At 46.3% G+C, this 14,970-nt stretch carries 18 protein-coding genes; 5 read left to right on the forward strand and 13 right to left on the reverse strand.

What is annotated here, in order from left to right; genetic code table 11:
- Positions 1–12 precede the first annotated feature (12 nt).
- On the forward strand, positions 13–810 hold the full coding sequence (gene cysE, locus C6Y39_RS03320) for a serine O-acetyltransferase (RefSeq protein WP_105929905.1): 798 nt from the start codon (positions 13–15) through the stop codon (positions 808–810).
- Between the two features lie 99 nt (positions 811–909).
- Here cysE and C6Y39_RS03325 read toward each other — a convergent pair whose 3' ends face one another.
- Genes C6Y39_RS03325 through C6Y39_RS03360 form a run of 8 tightly spaced genes read right to left on the reverse strand, consistent with a single transcriptional unit; the run spans position 910 to position 7,235 of the window.
- Positions 910–1,650, reverse strand: coding sequence for an HAD-IA family hydrolase (locus tag C6Y39_RS03325; RefSeq protein WP_105929906.1), 741 nt, complete (start codon positions 1,648–1,650; stop codon positions 910–912).
- Between the two features lie 20 nt (positions 1,651–1,670).
- Positions 1,671–2,591: a tyrosine recombinase XerC gene (xerC, locus tag C6Y39_RS03330; protein WP_105929907.1), complete on the reverse strand. Its 921-nt coding sequence runs from the start codon at positions 2,589–2,591 to the stop codon at positions 1,671–1,673.
- 5 nt (positions 2,592–2,596) lie between these two features.
- Positions 2,597–3,292, reverse strand: coding sequence for a DUF484 family protein (locus tag C6Y39_RS03335; RefSeq protein WP_105929908.1), 696 nt, complete (start codon positions 3,290–3,292; stop codon positions 2,597–2,599).
- Positions 3,289–4,119, reverse strand: a complete 831-nt coding sequence (dapF, locus tag C6Y39_RS03340; protein ID WP_105929909.1) for a diaminopimelate epimerase — start codon at positions 4,117–4,119, stop codon at positions 3,289–3,291. The genes C6Y39_RS03335 and dapF overlap by 4 nt, the downstream gene beginning before the upstream one ends.
- A 35-nt stretch (positions 4,120–4,154) precedes the next feature.
- A complete protein-coding gene (gene lysA, locus C6Y39_RS03345) occupies positions 4,155–5,405 on the reverse strand; it encodes a diaminopimelate decarboxylase (protein ID WP_105929910.1) in 1,251 nt (416 codons plus the stop codon).
- Positions 5,405–5,602: an LPS translocon maturation chaperone LptM gene (gene lptM / locus C6Y39_RS03350; RefSeq protein WP_240618796.1), complete on the reverse strand. Its 198-nt coding sequence runs from the start codon at positions 5,600–5,602 to the stop codon at positions 5,405–5,407. Before lptM ends, lysA begins: the two co-directional genes overlap by 1 nt.
- A 51-nt stretch (positions 5,603–5,653) precedes the next feature.
- A complete protein-coding gene (locus C6Y39_RS03355) occupies positions 5,654–6,721 on the reverse strand; it encodes an MJ1255/VC2487 family glycosyltransferase (RefSeq protein ID WP_105929912.1) in 1,068 nt (355 codons plus the stop codon).
- A gap of 1 nt (position 6,722) precedes the next feature.
- Complete coding sequence (locus tag C6Y39_RS03360; RefSeq protein WP_167390612.1) at positions 6,723–7,235, reverse strand: phosphatase PAP2 family protein; 513 nt, start codon at positions 7,233–7,235, stop codon at positions 6,723–6,725.
- A 424-nt stretch (positions 7,236–7,659) separates the two neighbouring features.
- Between C6Y39_RS03360 and rraA the strand changes: the two genes are divergently transcribed.
- Positions 7,660–8,145: a ribonuclease E activity regulator RraA gene (gene rraA, locus C6Y39_RS03365; RefSeq protein ID WP_105929914.1), complete on the forward strand. Its 486-nt coding sequence runs from the start codon at positions 7,660–7,662 to the stop codon at positions 8,143–8,145.
- Between the two features lie 103 nt (positions 8,146–8,248).
- Here the strand turns inward: rraA and C6Y39_RS03370 are convergent, their stop codons facing one another.
- The 3 genes from C6Y39_RS03370 to mpl all read right to left on the reverse strand — a co-directional run bounded on the left by C6Y39_RS03370 (position 8,249) and on the right by mpl (position 11,124).
- Positions 8,249–9,058 (reverse strand): S1/P1 nuclease, encoded by an 810-nt coding sequence (locus tag C6Y39_RS03370; protein ID WP_105929915.1) that lies wholly within the window; start codon positions 9,056–9,058, stop codon positions 8,249–8,251.
- 2 nt (positions 9,059–9,060) lie between these two features.
- Positions 9,061–9,693: a flavin prenyltransferase UbiX gene (locus C6Y39_RS03375; protein ID WP_105929916.1), complete on the reverse strand. Its 633-nt coding sequence runs from the start codon at positions 9,691–9,693 to the stop codon at positions 9,061–9,063.
- Between the two features lie 72 nt (positions 9,694–9,765).
- A complete protein-coding gene (gene mpl / locus C6Y39_RS03380) occupies positions 9,766–11,124 on the reverse strand; it encodes a UDP-N-acetylmuramate:L-alanyl-gamma-D-glutamyl-meso-diaminopimelate ligase (RefSeq protein ID WP_105929917.1) in 1,359 nt (452 codons plus the stop codon).
- A 316-nt stretch (positions 11,125–11,440) separates the two neighbouring features.
- On the opposite strand from mpl, the gene C6Y39_RS03385 reads away from it, so the two are divergent.
- The 3 genes from C6Y39_RS03385 to C6Y39_RS03395 all read left to right on the forward strand — a co-directional run bounded on the left by C6Y39_RS03385 (position 11,441) and on the right by C6Y39_RS03395 (position 13,735).
- Positions 11,441–12,418 carry a class 1 fructose-bisphosphatase gene (locus tag C6Y39_RS03385; RefSeq protein WP_105929918.1) on the forward strand — a complete coding sequence of 326 codons (978 nt, stop codon included), beginning with the start codon at positions 11,441–11,443 and terminating at the stop codon, positions 12,416–12,418.
- A gap of 163 nt (positions 12,419–12,581) precedes the next feature.
- The gene (gene ppa / locus C6Y39_RS03390; protein WP_014947861.1) at positions 12,582–13,112 is read left to right on the forward strand and encodes an inorganic diphosphatase; all 531 of its coding nucleotides are present in this window, start codon (positions 12,582–12,584) and stop codon (positions 13,110–13,112) included.
- A 137-nt stretch (positions 13,113–13,249) separates the two neighbouring features.
- Positions 13,250–13,735, forward strand: coding sequence for a DUF3299 domain-containing protein (locus tag C6Y39_RS03395; protein ID WP_105929919.1), 486 nt, complete (start codon positions 13,250–13,252; stop codon positions 13,733–13,735).
- 19 nt (positions 13,736–13,754) lie between these two features.
- On the opposite strand, the gene C6Y39_RS03400 is transcribed toward C6Y39_RS03395, so the two are convergent.
- Complete coding sequence (locus tag C6Y39_RS03400) at positions 13,755–14,453, reverse strand: 2OG-Fe(II) oxygenase (RefSeq protein WP_014975360.1); 699 nt, start codon at positions 14,451–14,453, stop codon at positions 13,755–13,757.
- Positions 14,454–14,475: 22 nt separating this feature from the next.
- Positions 14,476–14,895 carry an acyl-CoA thioesterase gene (locus tag C6Y39_RS03405; protein ID WP_105929920.1) on the reverse strand — a complete coding sequence of 140 codons (420 nt, stop codon included), beginning with the start codon at positions 14,893–14,895 and terminating at the stop codon, positions 14,476–14,478.
- Positions 14,896–14,970 lie beyond the last annotated feature (75 nt).

Raw genomic sequence — 14,970 nt, forward strand, 5'->3', positions numbered from 1 at the left:
CGGAACATGCTCATGACCGCACTTTCTACGCCAATCGACTTTTGGTCGACGCTAAAACAAGAAGCGCAAGTTGTTGCAGAAAAAGAACCTTTGCTGTCTAGTTATGTGCATGCCAGTGTGCTTGCTCATCATAACTTCGAGTCATCGTTGAGCTTTATCTTGTCGAACAAAATGGCAGATGACGTTATGCCTGCCATTGCGATCCGCGAAGTATTTGACGAAGCCTACCTGCTAGAGCCTGGGATAAGTGAAGCCGCTACGGCAGACATTCTCGCAATTAAAGCGCGAGATGCAGCAGTAAATGATTACCTCACTCCGTTACTGCATTTTAAAGGCTTTCACGCGGTACAAGTGCACAGAATGGCGCACTACCTTTGGATGCATGGTCGCCATCAACTCGCACTGTTTTTGCAAAGTCGTAACTCAGCAAGTTTTGGGGTCGATATTCATCCCGCAGCGCGCATTGGCAAAGGCGTTATGTTCGACCACGCAACGGGTATTGTGGTGGGTGAAACCGCCGTGGTTGAAGATAACGTGTCAATCTTGCAAAGCGTTACCCTTGGTGGGACCGGCAATGAATCGGGCGACCGCCATCCTAAAATTCGTCAAGGTGTGTTAATTGGCGCTGGAGCGAAGATTTTAGGCAATATCGAAATAGGTGAAGGCTCGAAAGTTGGCGCAGGCAGCGTGGTACTTAATAACGTACCAGCCCATGTTACCGTGGTGGGCGTTCCCGCTAAAGTGGTCGGCAGACCGGTTTGCGAAAGCCCCTGCGAATCTATGCGCCAAAACGTACTAGAAGATAACTAAGATTTGCGGGTTTGAGTTCATTTCGCCTTCACCCTTCGTCAAAGGTTAATGTACCCTAGCCCCAGATTTAAACGGTTAAAGTACTCTGACCCCCCAAATTCATAGGAATTGGGTTAGTTCGTTGAGGTTGTCTAGCGCTACGTGAGGAAGCACGCTTACAGGTTCATTCGCTAGTTTCATCGGTCTGTTACAGGCATACCAAGCTGCCTGATAGCCAGCATTAATCGCCCCTTTTACATCCTTAATTATATTATCCCCTACATGAAGAATGTGGGATGGCGCGATGCGCAAGCATGTGGCAGCTTCATCAAACATATCTCGAGCCGGTTTCATTGGTCGCGTGGTGCTGGCGTGTAGTATGGTCTCGAAATAGCCATCAATACCTATTTTTTGGGCATTAACATTGCCATTTGTGATACCGACCAATGGCAGTCGTTCGCTCAGCGTTTTAAGCGCTTGATGTACATCTTCAGCCAGCTCAAAGTTGCTCCTAGCGTCATAAAAACAGTTGAAACAGGCTTCTACCGCTTCGCTAATATCATCACTCTTGCTTACGTCAATCTCGACTTTATCTGCCGAGGTGCCTGAAAGGGCGGCGGTCAAAACAACACGTCTAAGCTGCCCCATATCTGAGGCTAAACGTTTATTCTTAGCAATCGCAGCACGTTTAAGATGTTGCCAATCGTTTGGTGTGAGGGCCGCCGCTTTTTTGTGATGCTTTGCAATGTGCGCCTGCAGCGCCTGCTCAGCCTGGCGAATGATAGGCTCATTATCGTAGAGCGTGTCGTCAAGGTCGAATGTCATGGCATCGACGTGGTTGATAGACCTAAAAAACTGCATGGATAACCCTTAGTTTAGCTTTACTTCTTGTGCGCGCGAGGATGAGCCGCATCATAGACATTGGCGAGATGCTGAAAATCGAGATGGGTATAAACCTGTGTGGTCGACAAATTAGCGTGACCTAATAACTCTTGAACCGCGCGCAAATCACCGCTCGATTCTAATACGTGCGTGGCAAAAGAATGGCGCAGTTTGTGAGGGCTAACTTTTTGTGAAAGCGACTGCTCTTTTGCCATTTTATCAAGACGATTAGCAACCTGTCGGTTTGAAATGCGGGTTTTACGTTTGCTCACAAATACCGCACTTTCATAGGGTGATGCGTAGGCAGGGCGTACTTTTAACCATGCATTAAGTGCTCTTTGTGCGTGTCGACCGAGTGGCAAAATGCGTTGTTTGCTGCCTTTACCCATGACTTTTACTGTGCCGTCTTTGAGGCAGTCTGCTAGGTTCAAGCCGGTCAATTCGCTTAAACGCAATCCGCAGCCATAAAGAAGCTCAAACATGGCGATATCTCTGAGATGCATTCCTTCATCATCTTCACTACTTGTTGGTGAGGCGTTGAGCAACTGCTGCATTTCATCAACACTAAGCTGTTTAGGGAGGGGTTTTCCTTGCTTGGGCGCTTGAATTCCTTCTACGGGATTACTGAAAAGCTGTTGGTGATCAATTAAATACTGACAGAACGTTCTCAGTGCTGACAATCTCAGCGCAATGCTGCGGGGGCTGTGCCCCGACATTTTCGCATCTGCCATAACGCGCTTTGTATCGGTTGGAGTAAGTCCAGACCATTCATAAAGGCCAAGTAACTTGGCAACCTCAGTGAGTTGGCGCTGATAGTTTTTGATAGTGTGGAGGGATAGACCTCGCTCTACCTGAAGGTGAAGTAAAAACTTATCTAGCCACGCCTGGCAAGACTCACTGACAAGCGCGTCCGCAGACACTGACGTTAATACCCCATCATTTCAGGCAAGATAATATTAAGCACTTGCTGAAGTTGTTGAAGCAAGAGGGTATCCATATCTGGCGTAAAGTGACTTGCGTCGCTGCTGCTAATCCCCAAGATGCCTAGCTCTCGATTATCGCCAAGCAACATCAGTGCAACAGACTCAGCGGGGCTTTCTCCGAACAATAGCTGGCGCTCGTGCTGGGACAATCGACCAAAAAAGAAATTGGTATTCTTAAAGCGTTTCTCTGTGAATAAACGCTGCTGTAGCTCCGGAATGGCGTGTGGACCCTTGAAGCTTTTAATCACGGCAGAAGAGAGTTGCAAACGCTCTTGAAGGACATCTTCTAGCGTAAACTGCACTTCGGCTACGCTCTCACAGCGTAAGAGTTGTACGTTTAAGTCGGTATAAACCCGATAAATTTTTTCGTTTTGCTTGGCAATACTCACTAACTGGTTAAGTTTGAAGTTAAGTTGCCTTACTTTCTGTCGCAGCTGCTCACTTTGTATTTCTACCAGCGACACGCTGCCTTTGTGCTCATGAGGAAGCTTAATTTTTTCGAGTAGGTCAGGGTGTTGGGCAAAGAACTCGGGGTTTTCTAGCAAAAACCTGCGGACATCTGAACTCGACAATTCAGATGTGTCGTTAAATGGCTCAATTAATTGCGTGGCGTTAGACTGCCCCGATAAGTCGCTCATAAGTTTATCTGTCCGTCGTATACGTGTTCGGCAGGCCCTGTCATTTTGAGTACGTTATCTGGGCCGGGCCAGCGTATACGTAAACTGCCCCCGGGTAAGTCTACCCTTACATCTTTTCCTAATTTACCCTGTATTTGACCAATTGCAACTGCCGCGCATGCGCCACTGCCACAGGCAAGGGTTTCGCCAGAACCCCGTTCAAAGACTCTAAGCTTTATGTGAGATTCATTGATAACCTGCATAAAGCCAACGTTTACGCCTTCGGGAAAGCGCTCGTGTCTCTCAACAAGAGGGCCAAGTTCTGCGACATTAGCAGTATCAACGTCGTCAACTTCCATCACACAATGTGGGTTGCCCATTGAGGCCGAGCCGATAAATAAGGTGCTTTCACCTACGCGCAAGATATAGGTATTTTCTTGTTTGTTAGCTTTTAAAGGAATATTGGCCGGTTCAAATTCTGGTTTACCCATATTAACGGTTACTTGACCGTCTTTTTCTAGGTAAAGCACCATTTTCCCCGCTTTGGTGCTCACCACAATTTTGTTGCGGTTAATCAATCCCTTCTGCTTGACGAAGCGTGCAAAACAGCGTGCTCCGTTTCCACACTGCTCCACTTCTGAGCCATCCGCATTAAAAATACGGTAGTGAAAGTCTTGCTCTGGATCGTAAGGCGGTTCAACCATCAACAGCTGGTCAAAGCCAATGCCGAAATTACGGTTAGCCAATTGCTGAATTTTTTCTTTAGAGAAAAATACGTTTTGAGTAACGTTATCAATAACCATGAAGTCGTTACCCAAACCGTGCATTTTTGAAAATTGAACCTGCATTAAACGCGCATCTTTCTTGTTAGTTTGTCTCTAGTTTACGGAAGTTTATGCTCACCTTGCCAGAGATCTTTTTGTTTTTCTCTTTCGCGAACCACAATTGCCTTTTCACCATCAACCATGATTTCTGCTGGGCGACAGCGACTATTGTAGTTTGATGCCATGACGAAACCATAGGCACCCGCACTGCGAACAGCAAGTAGGTCGGTGGGTCCAATGGCTAATTCGCGGTCTTTGCCTATGAAATCACCGGTTTCACATACGGGCCCAACGACATCATAAATGCGGGGTGTTGCCGAGCTTTCCTGCTTCACAGGAATAATTTTTTGCCACGCGGAGTAAAGCGCTGGACGCAATAGGTCGTTCATTGCTGCGTCGACAATCGCGAAGCTTTTCTCTTCACCTTCTTTAATAAACTCAACCTCGGTAACCAAAATGCCTGCATTAGCGGCGATAGCGCGGCCAGGTTCTAGAATAAGCTTCAGGTTTTCGCGGCCAACCATTTTTTCAGCCATGGCTTGAGCATAAGCTTTCGGATGAGGTGGCTGTTCGTCGTTATACGTTACGCCAAGACCACCACCTACATCTAAGTGTTCAATAATGATATTGCGCTCGGCCAGCTCATCAATAAGCAGAAGCAGGCGTTCTAGTGCATCAACAAACGGGCCAATTTCCGTTAGCTGTGAGCCGATGTGGCAGTCCATACCGACTACATTTAAGTTGGGTAAAGACGCAGCCAGTTCATAAGTTGCGAGGGCGCGCTCTCGGGCAATGCCGAACTTATTGGCTTTCAAGCCGGTTGAAATGTAAGGATGCGTTTTGGCATCTACGTCAGGATTAATACGAAGCGATATTGGCGCTTTAACGCCCAGTTCACCAGCCACCTCGTTAATACGATGCAGTTCAGGCTCTGACTCTACGTTGAAGCACATGATGCCCTGTTCAAGGGCATAGCGGATTTCGTCGTGCTTTTTACCCACGCCGGAAAATACCACTTTACTGGCGTCACCACCTGCCTCGATAACACGGGCTAGTTCACCAGCAGACACGATATCAAAACCTGAGCCTAGTTTAGCGAGAACGCTTAAAACACCGATGTTTGAGTTAGCTTTGACGGCGTAGCACACAAGATGAGGATGCTCACCAATTGCATCGTTAAACGCATGCCAATGACGCTCTAACGTAGCGCGTGAATATATATAAACGGGTGTTCCGTATTGCGCTGCAATATCAGAAACAGCCACTTTTTCAGCATGTAGCTGACCTTCGCTGTAGGCAAAGTAATCCACTAGTTCTGTTCTCCAGAGGTAGGTGCGGGGGAAGTGTTGTTATCGCCAGGTGAAGTGTCGGTTTCTAGCGTGCTAGAAGACGCTGGTTCAGCCGACGTGTTTTGTGCAGGCGCTTCAGGAATATAAAGCGCCCCTTTATAACCACAGCCACACAATGCTGTGAGTGTTAGCAAGAAAACCACTGACTTTTTAAGCACGAAAAATCCCGCGAAGAATACGACAAATGCCGCTATCATCGCATTGCGGTATTAAATTGCAAGAGCCAATAAGCGTTCTTGCGTTTTATCACCGTATCGAACGTTTTTCCATAGCGCATCACATAGGCTCTGGGTATCAGAAAAGTCTTTGCTTTTAAGCCAATCAATCAGAATGTGAGGGTTGTCTGGAAAAGCAATCGCTTCGTTTTCGGGGGCCTCAAGCCACTCTTCTACAATGTCAGTGTCTAATTGAAAAAGGGTTTGGCATAGATCAAGTTTGTCTAAGGTGAGTACATTCGACAACTGCTCAAATTGACCGTGCAATGGCTTAATAAGGAGTTTTTTGCCTAGCTGTAATGCCTCGCTAGACAGTTCAAACCCCCCATTTGCAATTACACCATTGCAATGCTGGAGGGATTTCTGAAAATGTTTTTTAGATGTCGGGTGCCAATGTATATGACCTACTTCTCTTGTTTCATCGATATCAGGATGAAAGCAGTGAAAGATTTGATCGCTTAGTGGCTCTAGCATTTGCTGAACATCGTATACGTCTTCAAAGGGTAAATATACTAATACATGCCCATTGCCCGGAGACAAAACCGGCTTTTCAGCCACAAACGGAGGGATGATAGGTTGATTGAAGTGATACCAATGTACACCTAATTGAAGTTCAGTAGGTGCGAACACTTTCATCAATAGTGTATCAAAAATGGTATTGCCACTTTTAGGTACGTCATAGGCGAAGGCGGCTTGATGACTAATAGATATAGACGGCAACCCCTGTCGTTTGGCGGCCCACGCCGTCACTGGCTCGAAATCGTTAACCAGCAAATCGTAGCCGCTGGTATCAAAGGCTTTTACGTCTTTAATTAAACGGCTGACGTTAGCCTCCTTAACGGTAGCCCACTTATCCACGCGGCCGGCTTTTGTTATAAAGCTCAACCCAGTAAAAGTACGGTATTCTCCAAACACTTCCATATCGAAGTATTTTTCAGGCGCGCGGCCAGTAAAAACAAAGTCTACGCTGATGTCGTCGCGCTCTGCGAGCGCTGACGCCATTATACGAGCTCTAGCAATATGCCCATTTCCGGTGCCTTGCACACCATACAGTAATTTCATGCTACCCCAGAATTGAAATACTCAGTGTTGCAATTGTGACACCAAGAAGTGAACCTGCTACCACATCAGATGGGTAGTGAACGCCTAATAACACCCGTGACAATCCAATTAGCGCTGCCCAGCTATAGGCAAGTACCGCAAACGATGGATAATAATGCGCAACAATACATGCCATCAGTGTGGCTGCGGCAGTGTGACCGGATGGCAGTGAGAATTTGTCTGATGGGGTGACATGTGCCGTTAAATTCATTAGAAAATCGCAAGGGCGCGGGCGCTTGAACATTTTCTTAAGCAGCACATAAATGGGTAATTCAAGCGCGTAAGCCATCAGCGCTGTGTAAAGGAAGAGCTCACCGTGTTCAGGCTCGAAAGCCCAAAGCAGCATACCGATAACGAAGTACAGGTATCCGTCGCCTGTTTTAGAGAGCCAAATAATGCTGCGGCAGTCTCTTTTTAGCGTCAGTTTATACAGGCGATAAAACAAGTCAGTATCGTATTTGGTCAAGGATTTCATTAGCATCGCCTTGTCCCCTATCGGTTAATTACTGCACAGGCTAAAGTTAATCTGTGACCAGTGGGTGACGAAAAAAAGAAACTTTTTTGACAGCAAAGTGGGGTTCACGTCGTCCTTCGGGTTCAGATAGTAAAAATGGCTAAGTGGACTGAGAATTTATCAGTGATCTTTAAGGCTCAAAAAAGACGTTATTTATGCCTGCTAATCCAATTAGCGTTTAACGCGTTATGAAAGCAAAAGTTAAGCAAAATACGTGCTCAGTGATGCGCACGAGTGAAAAGAAAAAGGTTAAGTTTCACAAAATAATAAAATAAAGCGAAAGGCACTAAATCAACCGTTTGCAACGCTGCGTTTAATGCTATGCTAGATTGAAACTGCACAGAGAGCTTTTATCCCTCTTCTCAATTTTTAGTAAGGCAAAATAATGGAATACAACACATCTGAATTATGCGATTTGTTTGCTGATAGCGTTGACGTGGTAGACCCAATTTTCGCGAGCTTTGGTGGCCGGTATTCTTTCGGTGGTGAAATAACCACTGTGAAGTGCTTTGAAGATAGAGGGCTTATCGATCGCGTTTTAGCACAGCCCGGCGCCGGCAAAGTGCTGTTGATAGACGGCGGTGGCTCTAATCGTCGGGCACTATTTGATGCGTCTTCTGCACAAGTGGCCATTGATAACGATTGGGAAGGGGTAGTGATTTACGGAAGTGTGCGTGAAATAGACAGCCTTGCCGAATTAGATCTTGGTGTGCTGGCGGTGGCGGCTATTCCTGTAAACGCTGAAAGCGAAAGTATTGGTGAGGTGGACGTGCCGGTGAACTTCGGTGGCGTGACGTTCTTACCGGAAGATCATTTGTACGCTGATAGTACAGGGGTCATTCTTTCACCTGAACCACTTGACTTAGACTAGGTTGCGCTAGGCCCTAACCCTGTAGCGAAAGCTCAAAAGGTTTTACAGAACAAATAAAAAACGGAGGCTTAGCCTCCGTTTTTTATTTATATTGTGGTCAATGCTAATTGTTAGCCTCATCGAAGACCATGTTTAAGTACATCGCAATGCGTATACCGGCCATTTGAAGGCGCTTTTTGGCAGTAGGAAGATGGTGATATAAATAGTCATAGCTCATGTTATTCGCATCTTCTGGATAAATGGTATCGCGAATAGCGGTGCTTTCTTCAATCCATACCAGAGGGTCGGTGGTTGCCCAACTGCGAATATCCTTCGCCGCTATCGTTTTTGTTAGCCATTCAGTCCACTCTGAGTAAGACAAGTCGCGCTGGTCCAGCATTTGAGAGTCCCAAACGCGGTGAAGATTAGAGTCTTGCCAGAAAAAACGCACTTTTACATCATTACCACCACGATCAGTGCCGTTGCCTGCATGTAGAGGTTGATGAAGATCACCAATAATGTGCACGATAAACTGAAGAGCTAAGCGCTTTTCTTCAATACTGGCTGCATCGCTTTTTAGCGTTTCGGTAAATTGCTTTAAAGCGGTAACCGCGTCACCTTGCTTAGGGGCGCTTACTTCGTTATACGTTTTGCCTTCAGGCACAGTCACATAATGCCAAGGGCTCGCTGTCTTCTGCCAAAATTCGCTGGGGTTCGAGCGCATTTCATCGGCATGGGTAGAAGCTTCAGCGAGTGAGCCATGAGGCAGCAGTTCCATAAGTGCGGCTTGTGAGAGTGGGCTAAGGTACTGCTCAGCGATAGCGCCGGTTACGCGGTGGCCCGTTTGACCCCACCCAAAAGCGGGAGAAGCGATGCATAATGTTAAAAGTGTGCTTAGCGCAACTGCGCATGTCCTGTTTTTAAGCGCGAACATGGTTAATCCTTAGAATGTTTGGATGATTGGTAGCCCCACCTAGCAACAAGAGATTGTTCAATGCCAAGATGGTCAAGTATGCGCGCCACGACAAAGTCAACTAGGTCATCGATAGTCTTCGGGTTGTGATAAAAGCCTGGCGCGGCGGGCATAATAGTAGCACCCATTTGTGACAGCTTAAGCATATTTTCCAAATGTATAGAAGAAAGTGGCATCTCTCGCGGAACTAAAATAAGTTGGCCTCTTTCTTTTAACACCACATCTGCGGCACGCTCTATAAGGTTGTCACTCGCACCTATACTGATGGCAGACAGGGTGCCGGTAGAGCAAGGGCATACCACCATTTTGGCAGGCGCAGCTGAACCAGACGCAACCGGGGAAAACCATTCTTCTTTACCAAACACTTTTATTTGGTCGGGTTTGGCACCGCAATGCTCGGTAAAAAATGCGGCAGCGTCCTCAGGACGCCCAGGTATTTTTACATTTTCTTCAGTGGCAAAGACTACCTTGGCCGCGGAAGAGATAAGTACGTACACTTGATAATCTGCATTAACCAGCGATTTCAAGAGTGTAAGTGCGTAAGGTGCGCCAGATGCACCTGTGATAGCAAGTGTGACTTGCTTGTCATGTTTCATTACATTGCCTCTGTAGACACTACGTCTTAGTGTTAGCTTTTTAGCTGTAGCTAATTTTAAGACTAGTGCTTTTTATAATTTAAACTTCGATTCTAAGGCATCTAAAAGTCGGCCGTGGATCCCTTCGAAGCCGCCGTTACTCATTACAAGTACGTGATCGCCTGGTTGTGCTACGTTACAAACACCTTGAACGATCTTCTCTACTTCCCTAAAGCAATGCGTCGGGGCGCTGCTATGGGCAACGGAATCAACAAGTGACCAATCCATTCCCTCTGGCTCGTAAAGATAAACCTCATCGGCTTTCTGCCACGAATTTGCCAACGTATCTTTGTGAACGCCCATTTTCATCGTGTTTGACCGAGGTTCTAGCACAGCCAGAATACGTGCATTACCCACCTTTTTGCGCAGTCCATCTAGTGTGGTTGCGATAGCGGTAGGGTGGTGTGCAAAGTCGTCATAAAGGGTGATGTTGTTTACTTCACCTTTTACTTCCATGCGGCGTTTAACATTCTTAAAAAATGATAAGGCTTCTATGGCATCCTGTAAGGTGACACCAGCATGGTGAGCTGCGGCGATGGCCATTAAGCCGTTATCTACATTGTGCTGACCTACCAAAGGCCATGAGACGGTTCCTGCAGTAACACCGTTATGCACTACGTTGAACGCACTGCCGTCTTTTTTTAGCAGTTCAGCATGCCACTCTTTGCCTAGTGATTGGCGCGTCGACCAGCAGCCTTTCTTGAGCATATCTTCTATAGCCGGTGTATTGTTTGGCGTAAGAATAAGCCCGTTTTCAGGTACCATTCGGACTAAATGGTGGAACTGGGTTTGAATAGCAGCAAGGTCAGCAAAAATATCCGCATGATCAAACTCAAGGTTGTTGATAACCAAGGTTTTCGGGCGATAGTGCACAAATTTCGAGCGTTTGTCGAAAAATGCGCTGTCGTACTCGTCAGCCTCTATCACGAAAAAAGGGCTTTCACCCACGCGTGCTGATACGCCAAAGTTTTCTGGCACGCCGCCAATCAAATAACCAGGATTGAGACCCGCGTGCTCAAGAATCCACGCCACCATACTGCTGGTGGTCGTTTTACCATGGGTACCAGACAGCCCAATTACCCAACGATCTTTGAGTAAATTATCAAGCAGCCATTGAGGGCCGCTGGTGTAGGGTAAATTGCGATTTAACACGTATTCAACGGCGGGGTTACCGCGCGACATGGCGTTACCAATGACCACAATATCTGGGGCTGGGTCAAACTGGCTCTCGCCGTAACCTTCGGTAAGCTCAATGCCTAATGCTTCGAGCTGGGTGCTCATTGGCGGATAAACGTTTTTATCTGAGCCTGTAACTTTGTGGCCGAGTGTTTTGGCAATGGCGGCAATGCCACCCATAAAACTTCCACAAATGCCTAAAATATGTACATGCATAGCGCATTCTCAATGAATTTTCATGTTATCGGGGTACTTTATCAGAACCCTGCAACCTATAGATAATTCAATTTTTGTATTTAAACATATGCGTCATGCCTTTAAATTACGCTCACCTCAGGACATCTGCGGGATGCAAACTGGTATGGTGTGTGTATGTCATTGAACTGGTATGTTCCACTTCGCAGTGAACACGGTTACAATCTAACCGCAGGTATAAAAACCTGTGCGTGCTTGCTAATAAAAAAAGCCGGTAAGGAAAGCTGAGCGATGGCTAGCACGACACCCTACACACGAAAAAAAAGGCTTACATTCAATGAAACGTTTAAATTCCCAATTGCAACAAGACGGTGCACCACTTGAGTTAATTCTGCTCATTCGTACACTGCTAGCGGGCTGTAAAGAAATTTCTTTCCGCGTGAGTCAAGGCGCACTTGCTGGCGTGCTCGGTTCAACGCTTTCAGAAAACGTACAAGGCGAAACACAAAAAAAGCTCGACGTTATCTCTAACCACATTTTAAAAGACACGCTAAGGGAATCTGGCTACGTTAAAGCCATTTCGTCCGAAGAAGAAGACGATGTAGTACCGTGCAATCCAGAAGGTAACTACTTAGTAAGTTTCGATCCGCTTGACGGGTCGTCAAACACTGAAATTAATAGCCTTATTGGTACTATCTTCTCTATCGCTCACGCCCCGCAGTGGATGAAGCCAGATGACCCGTCTGCGTTCTTGCAGCCTGGTACACAGATGGTTGCAGCGGGATATGTGCTTTATGGCCCGTCTACAATGTTAGCGCTGACGACAGGACGCGGTACGCACATCTATACCCTTGATAAAACGCATGGTGGCTTCTTGCTGACTCACCCGAATATACAGGTGCCGGAGCAAACCTCTGAATTCTCGATTAATGCGTCGAACCAGCGTCATTGGGAACCGGCAATGCAGGCGTATGTTGCCGATCTGTTAGCAGGTAAAGAAGGTCCACGTGGTAAAGACTTTAATATGCGCTGGGTAGCTGCCATGGTGGGCGATATTCATCGTTTGCTTTGTCGTGGCGGTATCTTTATGTATCCATTCGACAACAGAGATCCGTCAAAGCCAGGTAAATTACGCTTGCTCTACGAAGCCAACCCAATGGCGTTTTTGATGGAACAAGCCGGTGGTAAAGCAGAAACCGGTACTGGCCGAATTTTAGAAGTAATGCCTGAAGAAATTCATCAGCGCGTACCTTGCATCATCGGCTCTAAAGACGAAGTTGATATGTGCTTAAGCTACAACGACAACGCGAAGTAATGAAAAAATGGCCCGTTAGGGCCATTTGATTGTTAAAAGGCGGCAAAATTTAACGAAAAATAAAGAGATTAGTACGACATGGGTCGTAAAGCGTTTTTATTTTGCCTCTGTCACCGTATACTTACGACCAAAATTTTTAATCCATCATTGAAAGGACCTAAGAATGAGCTTGAGTGCAATTTCTGCTGGTAAAAACGTACCAGATGAAGTGAATGTGATCATCGAGATTCCAGCACATGCTGACCCGGTGAAGTACGAAGTAGACAAAGACACAGGTGCGCTATTTGTTGACCGTTTCATGGCAACTTGCATGCACTACCCAACTAACTACGGTTACGTTAACAACACATTGTCTGAAGATGGTGACCCAGTTGACGTACTAGTTATGACACCTTTCCCACTACTTGCAGGTTCTGTAATTAAGTGTCGTCCAGTTGGCGTACTAAACATGACTGACGAGTCTGGTAAAGATGCAAAAGTACTAGCGGTACCAGTAGACAAGCTTTCTACTATTTACCGTGACGTAAAAGAGATTGCAGACGTACCTCCGCTTCTTCTTAAGCAAATCGAGCACTTCTTCGAGCACTATAAAGATCTTGAAGAAGGCAAATGGGTGAAGATTGACGGTTGGGCCGACGCTGCAGCTGCAAAAGAAGAAATTACCGCAAGCATCGCGCGTTTCGAAGCAGAATAATTCACGCTGCTTTAAATTGATGATACAAAGGGCTGGTGTAATACCAGCCCTTTTTGTATGTGGTCTAAAAGTGAAGATTGATAACTAAAACTAGGCATTACAACAGAAAGCTAAACAAATACCTGAAAGAGACCAGTATGTACCACCTGAAACAAACCGTGACCTCATTATTTGCCGTACTGATGATGGTTGTAACCTTCAGTGCTTCAGCAGATGAGACTGCCATTGAAGTATATTGGGAAGACCTAGTGCCTGAAGGTTTTAACGAGCTTGCGCCGCCTTCAGTACAACACAATGGCGAGATGAGTCAGCTTCAGCCTGATGCGCCAACGGTCGATACCTTTGACGGCAAACGAGTCAAAATCCCTGGTTTTGTTGTGCCGCTTGAAGGTACAGCAGAACTCACCACCGAATTCTTACTTGTTCCCTATTTTGGCGCCTGTATTCACGTACCACCACCGCCTTCTAATCAAATTGTGTACGTGAAATTTGAAGAAGGTGTGCGCATAGACAATATTTACGACGCGATTTGGGTAACCGGTGAACTGTCGACAGATGGTTGGAAAGGCGATATTGCGTCGGTAGGTTACCGTTTGAAAGGCGAAGCAGTTGAAGGCTTTTAAGGATAGCTAGCCGAATAGGCTAGCCCTGCGTATAAATCTGCTCAGCGCGGTTAAAAAGAAGCCAAGACGTTAAAATGTACTTGTCGTTACTTTTTGGAATTTGGCCGCGGTGCGTGTGAGTAAAATAGGCGGGCGCAATCACCATTCTGCCTGCTTTGGGCTTGACCGCACGGTTTTGATAATAAAACTCGGTCTCGCCCCCTTCTTCCACGTCGTTTAAGTAGTACATAAACAGCAATACGCGGTGCAGTGCATCGTTATGTTGAAGCTGCGGGTACACTTCTGAGTGCCAGTACGGGTAACCGCCGTTGCCCGCGGTGTAGCGCTGGGCATTAACATCGCCAACTCGAAACAAGTAATTCACCAAATTAGCCAAATTGGGTTTCCCAACTTCATCAAAGTTCTCACCTGTTACTTTTACCGGCTCACCAGTTTTGGGATGGCGTACGGTTAAGCCAATAGGCCCAACAAGCGCAAAATAGTACTTTTCAATGTAGGAGACCAGCTGCTGACCGGTGTGCTGCATCACTTGCTGAAATAAGTCTTTAAATTCTGGGTTACGGCTTATCGACACATCCATGCTGCGTTTTTTATCTAAATCGACGCCACCACCGGTGCGGCCTTGAGACAAATTAGGGCTGCTTTCGAAGCGTTCCATGAGTTGCTTGCACAGCTCTGGTGGTAACACATCATCAATAACTTCAATTAAATCGCTCATGGATACCTCGTACGGCGCTTTATTATTTAGTGGGTAGTTCTTTAAAGTGTGACTGTAGTTCCGACTTCACGTTATCTGGGATAGGCGCAGAGCGCTGTGTTTTGTAGTCAAAATGCACCATAGTGGTCACGCCGGTTGAGCATAACTTGTCGTCCTGCCATAACTCTTGAAACACATCGAATGCACTGTTACCCAATCGGCTAATATAGGTTTTCACCGTCACCGGTTTGCCATAAAAAATTTGCGCTAAAAAATCGACCTTATAGCTGGCTAAAATAAGCGGCCAGTTTTGTAAGTCTAGCTCAGGGGTAAACATTCTGAATATGGGCTCTCGGGCCGCTTCAAACCAAGCGACTAGTGCCGTGTTACTGACATGCTGCAGGGCATCGGTTTCACAAAAACGTACATCAAAAGATGTGACAAGTGGTGCTGTATTACTCATAAATTTTTGTAGGCTTTGTTATTAGTTTGTTTTCCACTCTAGCATTATGCGCGGGAGTTTTCAGTAGGCCCTTAT

The organism is Alteromonas gracilis (genome assembly GCF_002993325.1).
Taxonomy (GTDB): domain Bacteria; phylum Pseudomonadota; class Gammaproteobacteria; order Enterobacterales; family Alteromonadaceae; genus Alteromonas; species Alteromonas gracilis.